The organism is Gordonibacter sp. An230 (assembly GCF_002159915.1).
In the GTDB taxonomy this organism is placed as follows: domain Bacteria; phylum Actinomycetota; class Coriobacteriia; order Coriobacteriales; family Eggerthellaceae; genus Rubneribacter.
Map to the genome: position 1 here is coordinate 65,749 of NZ_NFJP01000001.1, position 16,603 is coordinate 82,351.

The window sequence follows — 16,603 nt, forward strand, 5'->3', positions numbered from 1 at the left end:
TGAAAACGGGCTTTCGGCAAGGTTTAAATGCTGCGACCTGCGTCTTTTTGCTAAAATAGTCAGGCTAATCCTGCCCCGGTGTATTGCCTTCACCGGCCCGGGGCCGTCTAGTCCAAAGGAGGTGAGCTGATGAAGGCTTACGAATTGCTGTTTTTTGTCGCTCCGTCTACCGACGAGGAAACTCGCGCCGCTGTTATGAAGCGTATCGAGACGACGATCTCCAGTGCCAAGGGAACGGTCGATAACGTCGATAATTGGGGCAAGCGCAAACTCGCTTACGAGATCAACGGTCTGACCGATGGTGACTACACTCTCGTCGATTTCCATGCCGATCCCGCTGACGTTGCCGAGCTCGATCGTATCCTGCGCATTACCGATGCCGTGGTGCGTCATATGATCGTCAAGCGCACGGATCGCGACTAAGGAGACGTTCAGGGCCTGGGCGAATACCCAGGGCTGGCATGAGAAGAGGTGGGCTACATGAGCATCAACCGAGTGATAATAAGCGGGAACCTTACGCGCGACCCCGAGCTGCGCTCCACGGCGGGCGGCATGCCCGTGCTCGGCTTCGGCGTGGCGGTCAACGACCGCCGCAAGAACCAGCAGACCGGCGAGTGGGAGGACTACCCGAACTTCATCGACTGCACGATGTTCGGCGCCCGCGCCGAGGCTCTCTCGCGCTACCTCAGCAAGGGCACCAAGGTGTCCATCGAGGGCAAGCTCCGCTGGAGCCAGTGGGAGCGCGAAGGGCAGAAGCGCAGCAAGATCGAGGTCATCGTGGACGAGCTGGAGTTCATGTCGAGTCGCAGCGACTCGTCGTCGTACGGCGGCGGTATGGGAGGCGGTTACTCCGCTCCCGCACCGGCAGCCCCTGCGGCGCCTGCGTACGCTCCTGCTCCCGCACCGGTAGTCGACGCCTCTTCTTCGGTCTATGACGAAGACATCCCGTTCTAGCGATACGAAAGAGGTTTGAAATGTCCGATTACGCGAAGCAGCCGCGTCGCAAGTACTGCCAGTTCTGCAAAGAGGACGTGCAGTACGTCGACTACAAAGACACCCAGATGCTGCGCAAATACGTGACCGACCGCGGGAAGATCAAGCCGCGTCGCGTGACGGGTGCCTGCACCCAGCACCAGCGCGACATCGCGAACGCCGTGAAGCGCGCTCGCGAGATGGCTTTGATGCCCTACGCGGTTCCCGCCATCAGCGGACGCGGCGACCGTCGCAACCGCTAGGCGCAAGGAGGAACCATGAAAGTCATCCTGCTCCAAGAACTGAAAGGCAAGGGCGGTGAGGGCGACGTTGTTGACGTGGCTCCCGGTTTTGCCAACAACTACCTGCTTCCGCAGGGAATTGCCATCCTTGCGACGAAGGGCAACCTGAGGCAGCTTGAGGATCGCAAGCATAACATCGCCAAGCGCGAGGAGAAGCGCATTGCCGACGCCAATGCGGTGAAGGCGGCGCTCGACGGCACCACCGTCAAGGTGATCGCCCAGGTGGGCGACGAGGGTCAGCTGTTCGGATCCGTCACTGCCCAGATGATCGCCGATGCCATCAAGGAGAGCTCGGGCATCGAGGTGGACAAGCGCCGCATCGAACTTGGTCATGCCATCAAGACGGCGGGCGAGCATGAAGTTTCCATCTCGCTCTACCGAGAGATCAGGACCACGGTGAACGTGCTCGTCGGCGGGGAGAACGACGCTCCCGTTGCCGAGGAGGCCGTGGACGCCGAGGAGACCGAGGCTGGGGAAGCTGAGGTTACCGTCGAGTCGGAGGCCGGAGAGGCCGAGGCGGTCGAAGCTTCCAAGGAGGCTGCGGAGTAGTTTCCGCTGCGAACTTGCTCAAGGCCCCGAAACGGTGTCGAAGATGTTCACGGCACGTTTTCGGGGCCTTTTTGCATCTAAGCGCTTTGTTTGCGTCTAGACGTTTCGCTTGAAACGTCTCTTTTTGGCCGTGCGAGGGGTTGGGTGCCGCATGTCGAGGTCGTCCGAGCGGTCGAATCCTTCGAGCTTGGCGCCGTCCGAGCGGTCGAACGTGGCAAAGTGCAGGGCCTGGTCATGAGGTTTTCGCGAGATACCCGGGGTCGACGACGCCCTTGGCGCTTCCAGTGAACGCGACGTCTCTGACTCTTTTGATGCTCTTGACATCTCCGAAGCCTCGGCTACCGAGGTTTCCAGACGCTTTGAAGTTCCCGGCATTCTTGATGTCACGATGTTCCTGACGTTCTCAAAAGCTGAGATGGCGTTGTGGATTTCCACGCTCACGACGCACTTGGCGCACTGGGGTATTCGATACCCTTGGGTTTTGCGGGTGAATTGAAGGGTTCGGTCCCGTGCAGGCGCCCGCATTCGGAGAGATTGCCTTGAGATCCGTACGGTGCGTTTGATATTGGATTCGGCTTGACCTTCTTCGCATGGGCCGTCTCGCAATGTTTCGGCCTGCCCTGCGTTTCTCCATTCCCACCCTCCCCTTGCAAATATCGCGTTCCACCTGTGCGAGAGAACGAAAAGCAGAGTGTTTCACGTGAAACACTCATCTGCACTTTCTTGCCAAACGTTGATCGAAGCAGGCGAAAGACCGCCTTTCCCCGCTTTTTCTTCCGATGCGGTACCTGATCCTTCTGACGGCGGCGGCTTGGCTCATGCGTTGCCAGATCCTGCTTCTTCGCTCCCGCCTGAGCAGGTCAAGCGTTGCAGAGCGATCATGAAGGTTGCCATCCTTGCACACTCTCGATGGCTTTGCTTCTGAGCGGACGATCATGTTGGGGCCTTGGGGTTTCGAGGTCTATTGGTGCAACAACGTTCGAGTTTGAGCTATGGCGCACGGGCGCAGGTTAGCTGGCCATATCGGGCGACCGAACTGAGCGACTTCGAGTTTGCGTGACGGCGAGGGGCGCTGGTGGATATCGGATCGAAGAGCCCCGAACGTTCCGGCGCACGCTTTCGAGCGGTTGAGCTCGGAATGGCGAGACTGAGCTGGGAGGCAAGCGGGAACGAGGGGTAGGCTAAAGGGCGAGAAGGGAAGAGGGGATGAGATAGCGGTCAAGAAGGGCGGAGGGGAATGGTGCAGAGGTAGGGTAGGAGGGGAAGGGATGTGCGGTGGAGAAGGAGAAGGTCGAAGAGAGGATGAAGGGAAAGGGAGGCCGAAGGGGGCGAGTGGCTCGACTATGCCCCGACAGAGCCTGACTTTGAGTCGCGCTCCCCGCTCGTTCCCGCAAAAAGGAGGGGGCGAACGATTCGCTCGTGTTTTGGAGGGATGCTCGCTTGAAGGCTCCCGATGAAGTATTATAGGGTCTTCCACGAACGAGAGGAAGATAGCACATGCCCGGTCCCGTCGCCCCTTACAACGCGGATTTTGCCCCCGAAGAGGAGGTAGCCGACCGTCGCAAGCTTGAACCGCAGAACATCGAGGCGGAGAAATCAGTCCTCGCCGCATGCATGCTCACGCAGGAGGCCATCGAAGAAGTGGCCGCGAAGCTCGTTTCCGATAATTTCTATCGTGCATCTCACCAGCGCATCTTTGAATCGATGCTCGATCTGTATGCCCGCCACATCCCCATCGACCACATCTCGTTGGCCGACAATCTCAAAGGCGCGGGCCAGCTTGAGGCTGTGGGGGGGAAGGCGTACCTGCTCGAGCTCGCTGATAACACATTTGCGTTGACCAACTGGCAGAACCATGTGGAGATCGTCAAGCGCACGTCCATCCTGCGCGATCTTATCCGCGCTTCCGAGTCCATCAAGTCGCTGGCTTACGATGCGCCCGACGATTTGGACTCAGTCGTCGAAGATGCGGAGAAGACGCTGTTCAACGTTACGGAAAAACGCGTGTCGTCGTCGTTCCAGAAAATGAACACCCTCGTGATGGATGCGTACGAGGAGATTCAGAAGGTGGCGGCCCAAGAGAACAAAATCGTCGGCGTTGCGTCGGGTTTCCGGGATGTCGACGACCTGTTCCACGGCTTTCGCGGCGGTGACCTCGTTATATTGGCGGCGCGTCCCGGCGTTGGCAAGACATCGTTCGCCCTCAATCTGACCACCAACGCGGCGAAGCTTGGCGCCACGGTGGCGTTTCTGTCGTTGGAGATGAGCGCATCGCAGCTGGTGCAGCGCATCCTGTGCGCCGAGGCCCGCGTGAGTTTGGCGAACGTGCGCGCCGGCAAGGTGCACGATGCCGACTGGGCGGCCATAGTGCAAGCGTCGAGCGACTTATCGAACCTCAACATCTTCATCGACGATACCCCGGCGTTGTCCATCCTCGAACTGCGCGCGAAGGCCCGTCGCGAGTTGCGCGATGCAGAGAAGGGTCTCATCGTTGTCGACTACCTGCAGCTCATGCAGCCTCCCAAGGCTCGCGCCGACGGTAACCGTGCCGTCGAGGTGGGCGAGATATCGAGAGGTCTCAAGGTGCTTGCGAAGGAGATGGACATGCCCGTGATCGCCTTGTCGCAGCTCTCGCGTGCCGTGGAGATGCGTGGCAAGAAGCGCCCGATGCTTTCCGACCTGCGCGAATCGGGCTCGATCGAGCAGGATGCCGACATTGTGGCCTTCATCGACCGAAGCATGGATGAAGCCGAGGCGGAGAGCGAGGATCGCCCCGATCTGGGCACGGCGCAACTTATTGTGGCGAAGCATCGCAACGGTCCCACGCGAGACATACCTCTCGCGTTCAATGCCGAGTACACCCGTTTCATGGATTTCATCGACGATTCGCGCGTGGCCGGCATGATGTAAAGTTCTCTTGCGTCGTTTCGCGCTACACTGGGGCCATGTCCGAACGCATCACATTCATCCATGCTGCCGATCTGCATCTCGGCGCGCCGTTCCGCGGCTTGAGGGCCCTTTCAGATGCGTGGGCCGACCGCTTGCTCTCGGCCATTGCCGAGGCATACGACCGCGTCATCGACGCAGCGCTCGCGCGCGAGGTTGACTTCGTGGTGATCGCGGGCGACATCTTCGACTCGGCACGTCCATCTTATGGCGACTATCTGCACTTTTTCAAAGGCCTCGAGCGCTTGGGGGCGGCGGGCATTCCCGCGTACCTCGTAACCGGCAATCATGATCCGTACACCACGTGGCAGCACGACTTCTTTTCGTTGCCTCCGAATGCCGTCATGCTTCCTGGCGATCGTCCCGGCTATGAGATCTTCGAGAGAGACGGCAGGCCGCTGTGCCTTATTGCCGGACGGGGATACTACAACCAAACCTGGCCTGCTGACGAATGCATTGCCGATGGGGTGACCCGCGCCGATGCGGTCTCCGCGCTTGAGGGTAAGCTTCCAGAGGCGGGGGAGGTTCCGTTTGCCGTGGGCGTGCTGCATGCCGGACTGCATCTCGATCCTGTGAAGGCGCCGGTCGATCCCGAAACGCTCATGCGTGCGGGCATGGACTACTGGGCGCTCGGGCATATTCACCAAAAGTACGCCCATCCGTCGTTCGATGATCCGCGCATAGCGTTTTCGGGCTGCATTCAAGGACGCGATATCAAGGAGACGGGCGAGCGCGGCGTGCTTCATGTGACGTTGCGCGAGGGAGCCCCGAACGAAGCCGAATTCATCCCCACGGCGAGCGTGGTGTGGCAGCGCATGCGCGTGGACGTGTCCGACTGCTCCAACCTGCCCGACGTCACCGACAAGATCATGCGCGAGCTGTTCCATGAAAACGGCAAGGCTCGCTGCGAGGAGATGGTGGTGCGCATCGCCTTAGAGGGCGCCACCTCCCTGCATCCCCTTTTGGAGCAGCCCGATGTGCTGTGCGAATTGCGCAAACATGTGAACGATGCGTACTCGGAGTTCTTCTGCGACGCGCTCGTTGATGCCACTGTGCTGCCGTGCGACAAAGAAGCCCTGCGTGCGGAGGGCCTGTTCCCGTCAGTGCTCCTCCAAGTTGCAGAGGCGCAAAGACGAAATCCCGACGACGCGGTGGCGTACCTGCAGGATGAGTTTTTGCGCAAGAACGTGAAGCTTCCCAGTTCCTGCACGCGCATGATCGACGAGTTGTCCGACGATGCGGAAAACCTTGTGCTCGACCTTCTGTTGCAAGGGAACGAGCGATGAACGCGCCATTCCTCAAGCACATAAAGATACAGAGCTTTGGCGCATTCACCGACCGCGTTGTGGGGCCGTTCGATTCTCGTCTCAACGTGGTGTTCGGACGAAACGAGGCGGGAAAGACAACGCTCGCGTCGTTCGTGGGCGGTGTGCTATTTGGTTGGGAGGATGCGCGGGGAAACCGCAACACCTACCGTCCGGCCAATGCCGAGCGCGCCGGATCGCTCTTCTTCGCGTCTCGTGCCGTTGGGGATTCGACCGAGGCGGGTCGGCGGCCGTGCGAGGAGGACGCCGATCTCGTACGAGACGTGTCGGCGGTATGCGATTCTGACGATCTTTTCGAGATAGAACTTTCCCGCGCGCGCAACAGCGAGGGGCTTCAGGGGGACGTCTCGCTTGTGGGAGACATCGACAAGGAGACGTTCCGCACGATGTTCTCGCTCACGAGCGACGAGCTCCGGAGTTTGCGCAACACCACTGACGTCACGGCGAAGCTGCTCACGGCGGGATCGGGCACAGGGGCTTCGCCTGCTCGCGCTCTCGCTCAGGTGCAAGAACGCCTTGCCGAGTACACGTCGCGTGCGACGGGCGTGGAGCATTCGCTCGTGCGGTTGGAATCCGAGCAGAATGAACTGCGCGCGGCCATGGCAGCCGCCGCCGACGAAGCGGAGCGTTTCAAGCGCGAAGACAAAGAGTTTCACGATCTGGGTCCGCAGCGAGACGAGCTGAACGCGCGCCTCGATGAATTGAACGCTGTCATCGAGGCGCTTTCTGCTCAACGCGTTCATGTGGAAAGGCTAGATCGCGAGATCGCCGAAATGCAGGAGCAGGTCGTTGCATTGCGCGAAGAGGAAGAGCTGCTTGCAGCCGAACGTCGCGCGATGGATGCGGGATATCCCGAACTTGTATCCCTTTCCTCTTCGGATGAGCGTGCTCTGCGCGATCAGATAGAGGCTCTTACCGTGGAAGAGGCGAAGTGCGAGCATGCCGTGGACCTCGCGCAGGATAACTTCACCACTTCGAAGGCCGCATACGAGGCTTTACTCGAATCCGAGGACGAGCGAGCTGAGGCCGAGCGACGCCGCCGACAGCGCAGCGTGCAGGTGGGGCTGTCCATTGCGCTGCCTCTCGTGTTCGTATTGGCCGGCGTCCCGCTGTTCGCGCACGGTCGCGAAATCGCCAGCTTGTCGTTCACTGCGTTGGGTGTTGGCCTGCTCGTGTTCGCGGTGATGCTGGCCTTGGCGGCGTTGGTCATGCTGTTCAGGCCCGACAAAGAGGTTGAAGCTAAGGAGGCGCGCAAGAAGGACGCGCATTGGGTGATGCTTCAGGACAAGAAAAAACTCGAAGCATGCCTCGAGGCGCGGGCTGCCTTCAAGGAGCGCATCGTCGTTCAGCTTGGGAAAGCGGGGTTGGGTGAAGCGCAGGGGTCGCTTCGTCGCTCTAAGATGCTGCTCGACGAGGCGCAGCGGACTCGCTCCGAGCTCAATATGTTCCAGCAGCGCCACCAGGCGCTCGTGTCTCGCCGTACTGCGCTCGAGGACCGGCTTTCCCTCGCTCGCCGCCAGCGTTGTCTTCTGTTCGAAGACGTAGAGGTGCGCTCCGAAGCCACGGTTGAGGCCATCGAAGGGGCCATCGAGCAGAAAACTCGGCAGCGTGCGGGCCTCCGCGAAACGAGTGAGAGTTTGAACCGGCGATATGGCGAGCTCAAGCAGGAATTGTCCCGAGCCGAGCATCTGCGCGATTTCGATCAGATCAAGCTGCGCTACCAGCAGGTGCGCACGCGCTTTGACGAAAGCGTGCAGGATTACGCGCGACTGCTGCTGGCAAAGCGCATGCTGGAGGCGGCCATCGCCGCATGGGAGAGCAAAAGCCAGCCGCAGGTCTATCGCCGGGCTAGCCGTTTGCTTGCGCTCATGACCGATGGACGATGGACGAAGGTCTCCCTGTCGTCCGACGGTCGTTTGGAGGTTGTCGACGCCGTAAAAACCACGCGTGAGCCTGTCCATCTATCGCTAGGAACGTGCCAGCAACTTTACCTGGCTTTGCGCATAGCGCTGCTCATGGAAGCCGACAACGTGGGGCGCGCCATCCCCATCCTTGCCGACGACATCCTCGTCAACTTCGATTCGTCGCGCCGCGCCGGTGCGGCGAAAGCTCTTGTCGAACTGGCAAGCTGCCGCCAAGTGATCCTGTTCACCTGTCACGAAGAGATCGTCGAGGCTTTGCGCGAGGCCGATCCGACGCTCAACGAGGTAAGGCTGTAAGGGGTCGCCATTCGCCAGAGCGCGCGCGAGATTGATGGCGTTCGCACCCTCCGGGATTCGGGCGATGCCGCACATCCTTTCCTCGGGAGGACTCCGTCGTGCGTTCGCTTCGCATGCAGACAGGCTTCGGCTTCGTTATAGCGCACCAGTGGGAGAGTTGCAAAGGCCCGCTTCGCGATGAGGCTTGGCCGCCCGCCCTGACGGCAGCGAACGGTGCTCGCGCGTCCATTTCCGCGCCTCATATGGCGGTAGGCTGGAGCGTTGGGGCGACCTCGGAATCTTGGGGCGCGCGCAGGGGCGCCTATACTATACTAAGCAAGGTTGCGGAACGGCGCGTTGTGCGCCCCGCGTTTCTTCATGTGATGAAAGGATGCGCTCACATGCCTAGCACAGTACTCGTCGGCGCTCAGTGGGGGGACGAAGGCAAAGGGAAGATCACCGACCTCATCGCGCGCGAATATGATTACGTGGTGCGTTATCAGGGCGGTAACAACGCCGGTCATACGGTCATCCACGGCAACAAGAAGCTGGCGCTGCACCTCATGCCCTCTGGCGTGATGTACGAGAACGCGGTTCCGGTGATCGGCAACGGCGTGGTGATCGATCCTGGCGTGCTCATCAAGGAGATGGCCATGCTGGAAGCTGAGGGGATCTCGTGCGAGAACCTCAAGATCAGCTGCGACGCGCATATCATCATGCCCTATCACAAGGATTTCGACGGCGCGGACGAGAAGCGCCTCGGCGACAACAAGATCGGCACCACCAAGCGCGGCATCGGCCCATGCTACCAGGACAAAGTGGCACGCAAGGGCATCCGCGTGCAAGACCTGCTGGATGAGAAGATATTCCGGCTTAAGCTTGAGACGGCGCTGGCGCAGAAGAATCCTGTGCTGCAGAAGATATATGGACTTCACACCTACACGGTGGACGAGATCTGCGAGGAGTATTTGCCCTACGCGCGCATTCTGAAGCCCTACATGGCCGAGACCGCGCAGCTTCTGAACGAGGCCGTGCGCGCGGGCAAATCGATCCTCTTCGAGGGCGCGCAGGGTACGCTTCTGGATATCGACCACGGCACGTATCCCTACGTCACCTCGTCGTCGTGCTGCGCGGGCGGTGCGGCCACGGGAACGGGCGTGGGTCCTACGGCCATTGATCGCGTGCTTGGCATTCAGAAAGCCTACATCACGCGCGTGGGCGGCGGCCCCTTCCCCACCGAGCAACGCTATACGGAAGACGGGGGCACGGGCGAAGAGGCCGAGGCCGGCGAGCTTCTGTGCGCGGCTGGCCACGAGTTCGGCGTGACGACGGGCCGCAAGCGCCGCTGCGGCTGGTTCGATGCGGTGATCGCGCGATACGCTGCCGAGGTGAACGGCCTCACCGATGTGGCGCTCACCAAACTGGACGTGCTTTCGGCGTTCGACACCGTGAAAGTGTGCACGGCGTACGAGTGTGACGGTAAGATCTACGATTACTTCCCCATGCAGCAAAGCGTGCTGTTCCATGCGAAGCCCGTGTACGAGGAGCTTCCGGGATGGAAGGGCGTCGACATCACCGGCTGCCGTTCGTTTGACGAGCTACCGGAGAACGCGCAGCGCTATGTGGAGTATTTGGAGAAGATCACCGGCGTGCGCATCAGCATCATCGCTGTGGGGCCTGATCGCGACCAAACGATCATGCGCGGTTGGGATCGTTAGCGCGTGAAGCGGCCCGGTGCCGACGGAGCATGTTTCACGTGAAACATGCGCTCCTTTATCGCACGACATCGCAACAAGCGTTTCATGCGAAACATCGAGTTGTCAATGTGCCGTGCGCGGAGAAAAACGATTTGGGTTGAAAGGAACGGCAATGAACATCCTGGTTTTGGGCGGCGGTGGCCGCGAGCATGCCATCGCGTGGGCGCTCGCGAAATCTCCGCGCACCGACAACCTCTACGTGGCTCCTGGCAATGGCGGTACGGGGCATATCGCGAGCAATGTGAGCGGCCTCGACGTTGAGGACGGCCGCGCCGTTCTGGCGTTCGCCAAGGAGCATCGCGTCGATTTGGTGGTTGTCGGCCCTGAGGCGCCGCTGGTGGCGGGCGTGGCCGATGCGCTGCGCGAGGCGGGCGTGGCCGTATTCGGCCCTGACGCGCAGGGCGCGCAGCTGGAGGGAAGCAAGACGTTCAGCAAGCGGTTCATGGAGGCCCACGGCATTCCTACCGCGCGTTACGCAAGCTTCACTGAACTCGAGCCGGCGCTGGCCTACGTGCACGAACTGGGCGCTCCCATCGTGGTGAAGGCCGACGGCTTGGCTGCGGGTAAGGGCGTCGTGGTGGCAGAGGACGTTGAGGATGCGGAAGAGGCGCTGCGCGACTGCTTCGACGGCGCGTTCGGACAGGCGGGTTCCACCGTGGTGGTAGAGGAGTGCCTCGCCGGGCCGGAATGCTCGTTGCTCGCGTTCGTGAGTGGAGGCAAGGCGCACTGCATGGCCACGGCCCAAGATCACAAGCGCGCCTTCGACGGCGACCGCGGGCCGAACACGGGAGGCATGGGCGTGTACTCGCCGGTGCCCATCGTCACATCCGAAGAGCTGGCGTCCATGCACGAGATCATGGAGAAGGCCGCCGCTGCGACGGCTGAGGAGTTCGACTGCGACTATCGCGGTGTGCTGTACGGCGGCTTCATGCTGACGCCCGAGGGTCCGAAGGTGCTCGAGTTCAATGCGCGCTTCGGCGACCCCGAAACGCAGGTGGTGCTGCCGCGCTTGGAGACCGACCTGGTGGACATTATGATGGCCGTGGCCGAGGGGCGTCCTGACGACATCGATCTTCGTTGGAGCGAGCGGTGGGCGGTGTGCGTGGTGCTGGCGAGCGAAGGCTATCCGGGGTCGTACGAGAAGGGCAAGGTCATTCTCGGCATCGACGAGGCTGAACAGATCGATGGGGTGACGGTGTTCCATGCCGGCACGGCCAAGAACTTCGACGGCGAGCTGGTCACTGCTGGTGGTCGCGTGCTCAACGTGGTGGCCTTGGGCGACACCTTTGACGAAGCGCGCGAAAAGGCCTACGAAGCGTGCGATCTCATCAACTTCGAGGGAAAGCAGTACCGCTCGGATATCGGCAAACGAGCTGCTGCCGGTCGTGGAGCATGGAAGTAGTTCCGTCCGGCCTCGCTATTGAGCGGATGGGCGGCGGATGTCATCGACATCCGCCGCGCCCCTCCCCTTCACCGTTCGCTTCAGACGTGCTCGTCGCGCAAGCATGCTGCTTGGGTCGTGACCGCGCGCGTCGAACGGGGCGGCCGAATCGTCTATCCGGTCGCTTTCCGTGGAACGGGACGATGCGCGGTGCTGCGCATGCTTTACCGACTTGCTACGTCAATCTGTACGTTCATGGGAGAACCTATGGTATCTGAACGCTTGCTCACTTACGTCGTGCGGGAATGCACAAAGCGCTACCTGAAGCTTCAACCCACCGACGACGGGCGTGTGCCCGTCCCCGAGCCTGGGCGAAAGTACATGCTGTACATGCATGTGCCGTTCTGCGAACGGCTGTGCCCGTATTGCAGCTTTAACCGCTTTCCGTTCTCGGAAGAGCGCGCCCGACCGTACTTCGCAAACATGCGGCGCGAGATGCTCATGCTTAAGGACTTGGGCTACGATTTCGAGAGCCTGTATGTAGGCGGCGGTACGCCTACCATCATGATCGACGATCTGTGCGACACCATCGATATGGCGCGCGAGACGTTCTCCCTCAAGGAAGTGTCGAGCGAGACGAATCCGAACCATCTGATCCCATCGTATCTGGATAAGCTGCAAGGACGTGTGCAGCGCCTTTCCGTGGGAGTGCAGAGCTTCGACGACGGGCTGCTCGAGCAGATGGACCGTCTTGAAAAGTACGGCTGCGGGCAGGAGATCATGGAGCGCATCCAGGATGCCAGCCCGTACTTCACCTCGATGAACGCAGATATGATATTCAACTTTCCTGCTCAAACCGAGGATATTCTCATCAGCGACATCGAGCGTGTGGTGGAAAGCGGCGCCAGCCAAACCACGTTCTACCCGCTCATGGCGTCGCCGAGCGTGGCGCGCTCGCTGGCGCGCACCGTGGGTCCGGTGGACTATCGTCGCGAGCAACGGTTCTACGAGATCGTCTGCGAGCTTTTGGCTGGCGGCGATGCGCCGCTGTTCGAGTACGGCTCGGCGTGGACGTTCAACCGCCGCGGTGGTGGGGCGGATGGCGAAGACGCGATGATCGACGAGTATGTGGTTGATTACGAGGAGTATCCGGCCATCGGGTCGGGCGGCATCACGTATCTGGGCGAGAATCTGTATGTGAACACGTTTTCGGTGAGGGATTACAACGCAGCCATCGAGTCCGGCCGCATGTCGCTCATGGGCAAGACGACGTTCAGCAAGCGCGACCGCATGCGTTACCGTTTTATGATGCAGCTGTTCGGATTGCGGTTGGACAAGGTGGCGTGGGAGCGTGACTTTGGCTGCACGGTGGAGGCCGGGCTTCCCGCGGAGATGGCATTCATGAAGGCTGCGGGCGCGTTCGATCGCGACACGCGAGACGAGCTGACGCTCACGCCGCGCGGTCGCTACCTCATGGTGGTGATGATGCGTCAGTTCTTCATCGGCGTGAACAATCTGCGTGATCAGGCTCGCGCTGCTCTTACCGGCGAGGAAAGGGAGTTGATTTTCGGCGATGGTTGCGCGAGCGAATAGCGCGCGATGGCACGTGCTCTTCGTGCTTGGAGGACGAGGGGCACGATTCGGTCGGTATTCGCGTCGGACCGGTTTTCGTGCGCTTTGCAGCTGCCTCGCGCCATGCTCCCGCTTCGTGCTGCGCTCCCGTCTCGCGCTTTGCGCCACCCATGGCGCGCTGCGAAACCCGGAAACGACCGCTCGCGCTTCGCTCTCGCATTGCACCTTGTGAACGCCCCGCGTCTTCCGCCTCGCGCTCTGCTTGTCTCGCGCCTTGCTCTCGCAAGCGTTTCACGTGAAACATTTGCGGGCAGTGCTTGACCGCCGGACGGGCGACCGGTACAATATCGTCTCGCGCTGTAAAGGCGTTTCCGGTCGGGTAGCTCAGTTGGTAGAGCAGGGGACTGAAAATCCCCGTGCCGGCGGTTCAAGTCCGTCTCCGACCACCACACATTGAAGGGAGCCGCAAGGCTCCCTTTTTTGCGTGCGACGAGCCCCGTTCGCGCGATTTCCGTTTCGCTGACCAGCATCAGGGAGGGGAAGGTCGCCCTACCGCTGACTGGCGAGGCGGCTGCGCACGGTCAGCGCCCGGTCTTCAAGGTGGCGAAATCTCATTTGGAAAGATCGCTTCCGGTAAGCCATAGGCGGCGTGCGAAAGGGGCTTTCACTCGTCAAGGTTGCGGCAGGATCGCTCCAAGGGGGTTACGAGGAAGGGCTCCCTCTCGTAGAGGGTGCAGAACGTGCAGCATCCCCATGCGCACCCGCTCGTGGCTTCGACGATGGGCGTCCAGCGTTCGGAGGCCGGTCGCCATGTGCGTCCGGAGAATTTCGCGGGTTCCCCTCACAGCGAGCGGATGCGGCGGCGGTAGTTTCTCAGATCGCGTTCGTCGTAGGTGTCGATAGCGTGATCGAGAGCCGAGAGGATGCCGGCCCGATCGTTCGGCAGCATTCCCTCCACATGGACGGTGTCGGACACGTGTGCAGTGGACAGAAGCGTCTCGATCTCGAGGCTCGCAGCCAACTCGCGCACCTCTTTGAGGCGTTCCAACTCGCCAGCGGGCGCGAAACGTCCCTCTTCAACGTCGAGCGCAAGGCGCGAATCGGGGAACAACGTCATCGAAAGCACGCTGATGATGCGCGGCTTCGTCTGATTGAACGTCTCGGCGCTTGCCCGTGCGGCTTCGATGCAGCGTCCGGCTCCGGCCATTCCCGAAAGGTAGAAGAAGTAATAGCCGATGCCCGCCGCGTCGAGCCTGCGGCACTGCTGCACGATATCGGCTGCTGTATGGCCCTTCTCCATAAAGTCGAGCGAAGGATCGTGGCCGCTTTCAACGCCGATGGTGAGGCCGTCCACGCCGAGTTCGGCCCAGCGGGCCAGATCGTCGTCGGTCTTGCGCCGCAGATCGCCGATGCGCACGAAGCCCCCGATGCTTCGCACGCTCGAAAGCGCCGCTCTGACGCTTTGCAAGATGGGCGTGAGCTTCGTCTCGCTGATGCCGAAGGGGTTCGCGCCGGTGAGCCACACGCGGCGCGCGTGCGGGTGGAAGCGCCGTATCTCGGCGAGGTCGGCTTCCACCTCCGAAAGCGGCGAGAGCGAAAACGGGTCTTGGTAAAGCGAGCAGAAACGGCAGCGATGGTGCGTGCAGCCGACGGTGACCTGCAGCAGTGCCGAGCCCGCTTCGTAAGGGGGCCGCCAAATCGTTCCGGTGAAATGCATGGTGTCTCCTTCCTATGGTTTCGTCTCGTGCGAAACTATGCCTTAAGGCAATAGAAAGAAACAGTACTGTCCTTTTTTGGAGTAAAAGGATTCTTGACGGCGCATGACGGGGCGGCGCCGGTTTCGTCCCTTTGCTGGAGCTTGCGACAAGAGGGGGAGCGCTGAGGTGCCGGGCGCATGCTCGTAGCGGCTTGACGCGGGCGGAGACCTTCCGCTGTTAAACCATCGCCGACGCAAACCCGCGTTCGCCGGGCTTCGAGCCGAGCCTTTTCCGGCTGGTTGTTGCGAGGCCCTCCCTGTTTGGCGGGTGGCCCTTTCGAAGCGCTGGCAGAAGCTTGTGCAACGGGTCGTCTTGGCCGATGTCAATGGCGGTTTAACAGCGGAAAAGGCCCTAACTGGCACGAATCGCGCTTTGTGCATGGATTTTCGGCGCCGGAAAGGGGGCTGGGCCAAAGGCGGTCGGCATAAACCCAGGTCGGGGGAAGTCGGAGGGAAGCCGAGCGTCGCAGATGGGCCGCAGATCCATGCACAAAGCGTGATTCGTGCCAGTTCGCGGCGGTGTCTATGCCAAACCGCCATTGGCGTATTCCCGGTCGGCTTTCGCATGCGGCCTCGTCGGCGTCGCGTGGCCCCCTCTCCCGACGGGCATTCCGCGGCGTCCGCCCGCAAGGGGCCTGAGCGCGAGACTGATCGAGCGCAGGCTCGCATCAACGGCGGCTTGACATGGACAAACGACTTTCCTTGAAGGGTTTGCTTCGATTCCGATCAGATGCGTCATGAGGTTGGGTCGGCAAGCTTGTTCGCGATTGCGTATGTGGGATGCGCGGAAGCGAAGCGGAGTCCTCGCAGGATAATCCGATACGGAAGCCGTTTTCGCGCTCATGATCGGCTGTGCTTGGGCGCAAGGCGCGATTCTTGCGGCATTCGTCTTCGCGGCACTGCACCCTGTGACGTTCGGACTTGCGGCGCCGCACGTCGTGCCGCGCCTCCCGCCCTTTCGACCTCGCAGCTTCGCGCGCTATCCGACGCGCTCTCCGGGATGCGTCCATTGACCGTGCCGTTTCGTACGGGGGCCGCGTTGGATGGCGAAGACGGGACAGCGGTGCAGGCAGCCGAGGCATTGCGCGCACGTGCTGCTTGCCCAGACGGGCATCCCCTCGCTCATGCGGATGGCGTCCGAGGGGCACTCGCGTGCGCACCTGCCGCAGCCTATGCACGCGTCGCTCACCGAGAAGGGGGCGGTGGAGCGGCCGCGTCTCCATAGGGCGTGGATGGCGCGCGCCTCGAGCAGCGGACCTGTTCGAAGGCGGTAGGACCCTTCCTCCCGTCTGCGGATGCGCGCCGCGATGTCGTCGATGCGCGTGTCGGCTTCGCGCGTGATGCGCAAAGCGCGCTCGCGGTCGGACACATCGAACCAAGGCGTCCACGTGTCCACCATGCGCACACCGAAGGCGGCGGCCAGCCGGATGCCGTGCCTTTTCAGGGCCTTTGCGGTCATGGCTCGCGTCGTGCCGCTGAAGTTGCCGAACGTGGCTACGAGGTAGACATAGGGTTCGCCTTCGACGTCCAGTTCGAGCGCGTCGAGGAAGTCGGACATGAGGGTGGGCAGCCCCATGAAGTATGTCGGTGTGACGAGGCCGAGCGGCTCGCCCGCCGGCAGCGCGAACGAGGTGCGGCTCTCCGCGCGGCAGTCCAAGACGGAGACGGCGGTGTCGTCGAGTGCCGCGGCGAGCCGTTTGGCCGCGTGCCGGCTGTTTCCGGTGGCCGAATAGTAGAAGATCATCGTATCCTCCCGTGTGCGCGCCATCGCGTTTCGCCCTCGTTGCGGCCTCGCTCTGCCTTCGTTGGCCGGAAGGGCGCAATGCGGGGGCGGGCTCGGTTTCG

12 protein-coding genes and 1 tRNA gene are annotated in these 16,603 nt (G+C 61.6%); 11 read left to right on the forward strand and 2 right to left on the reverse strand.

All coding sequences use genetic code 11. The features are described from left to right. Positions 1-129 precede the first annotated feature (129 nt). The 11 genes from rpsF to B5F40_RS00315 all read left to right on the forward strand — a co-directional run bounded on the left by rpsF (position 130) and on the right by B5F40_RS00315 (position 13,451). Entirely contained in the window at positions 130-423 is a 294-nt protein-coding gene (gene rpsF, locus B5F40_RS00265) for a 30S ribosomal protein S6 (RefSeq protein WP_087192380.1), read from the forward strand. Positions 424-480: 57 nt separating this feature from the next. After that, positions 481-954 (forward strand): single-stranded DNA-binding protein, encoded by a 474-nt coding sequence (locus tag B5F40_RS00270; protein ID WP_087192381.1) that lies wholly within the window; start codon positions 481-483, stop codon positions 952-954. 20 nt (positions 955-974) lie between these two features. Next, positions 975-1,235: a 30S ribosomal protein S18 gene (gene rpsR, locus B5F40_RS00275; RefSeq protein ID WP_087192382.1), complete on the forward strand. Its 261-nt coding sequence runs from the start codon at positions 975-977 to the stop codon at positions 1,233-1,235. A gap of 15 nt (positions 1,236-1,250) precedes the next feature. After that, the gene (rplI, locus tag B5F40_RS00280) at positions 1,251-1,823 is read left to right on the forward strand and encodes a 50S ribosomal protein L9 (protein WP_087192383.1); all 573 of its coding nucleotides are present in this window, start codon (positions 1,251-1,253) and stop codon (positions 1,821-1,823) included. A gap of 1,497 nt (positions 1,824-3,320) precedes the next feature. Continuing rightward, entirely contained in the window at positions 3,321-4,733 is a 1,413-nt protein-coding gene (gene dnaB / locus B5F40_RS00285; RefSeq protein ID WP_087192384.1) for a replicative DNA helicase, read from the forward strand. A 35-nt stretch (positions 4,734-4,768) separates the two neighbouring features. Next, positions 4,769-6,055, forward strand: a complete 1,287-nt coding sequence (locus tag B5F40_RS00290; protein ID WP_087192385.1) for a metallophosphoesterase family protein — start codon at positions 4,769-4,771, stop codon at positions 6,053-6,055. Beyond that, entirely contained in the window at positions 6,052-8,313 is a 2,262-nt protein-coding gene (locus B5F40_RS00295; protein WP_087192386.1) for an ATP-binding protein, read from the forward strand. The genes B5F40_RS00290 and B5F40_RS00295 overlap by 4 nt, the downstream gene beginning before the upstream one ends. 380 nt (positions 8,314-8,693) lie before the next feature. After that, entirely contained in the window at positions 8,694-10,010 is a 1,317-nt protein-coding gene (locus B5F40_RS00300; protein WP_087192387.1) for an adenylosuccinate synthase, read from the forward strand. 151 nt (positions 10,011-10,161) lie between these two features. After that, entirely contained in the window at positions 10,162-11,451 is a 1,290-nt protein-coding gene (gene purD, locus B5F40_RS00305) for a phosphoribosylamine--glycine ligase (RefSeq protein ID WP_087192388.1), read from the forward strand. Between the two features lie 246 nt (positions 11,452-11,697). Next, on the forward strand, positions 11,698-13,023 hold the full coding sequence (locus B5F40_RS00310; protein ID WP_087192389.1) for a coproporphyrinogen III oxidase family protein: 1,326 nt from the start codon (positions 11,698-11,700) through the stop codon (positions 13,021-13,023). Positions 13,024-13,375: 352 nt separating this feature from the next. Further along, positions 13,376-13,451 (forward strand) — tRNA-Phe (locus tag B5F40_RS00315). Positions 13,452-13,843: 392 nt separating this feature from the next. Here B5F40_RS00315 and B5F40_RS00320 read toward each other — a convergent pair. Together B5F40_RS00320 and B5F40_RS00325 are read right to left on the reverse strand one after the other, a co-directional pair. Beyond that, positions 13,844-14,719 carry a radical SAM protein gene (locus B5F40_RS00320; protein ID WP_087192390.1) on the reverse strand — a complete coding sequence of 292 codons (876 nt, stop codon included), beginning with the start codon at positions 14,717-14,719 and terminating at the stop codon, positions 13,844-13,846. A 1,018-nt stretch (positions 14,720-15,737) separates the two neighbouring features. Beyond that, the gene (locus B5F40_RS00325; RefSeq protein WP_162610825.1) at positions 15,738-16,526 is read right to left on the reverse strand and encodes an EFR1 family ferrodoxin; all 789 of its coding nucleotides are present in this window, start codon (positions 16,524-16,526) and stop codon (positions 15,738-15,740) included. Positions 16,527-16,603: the final 77 nt, after the last annotated feature.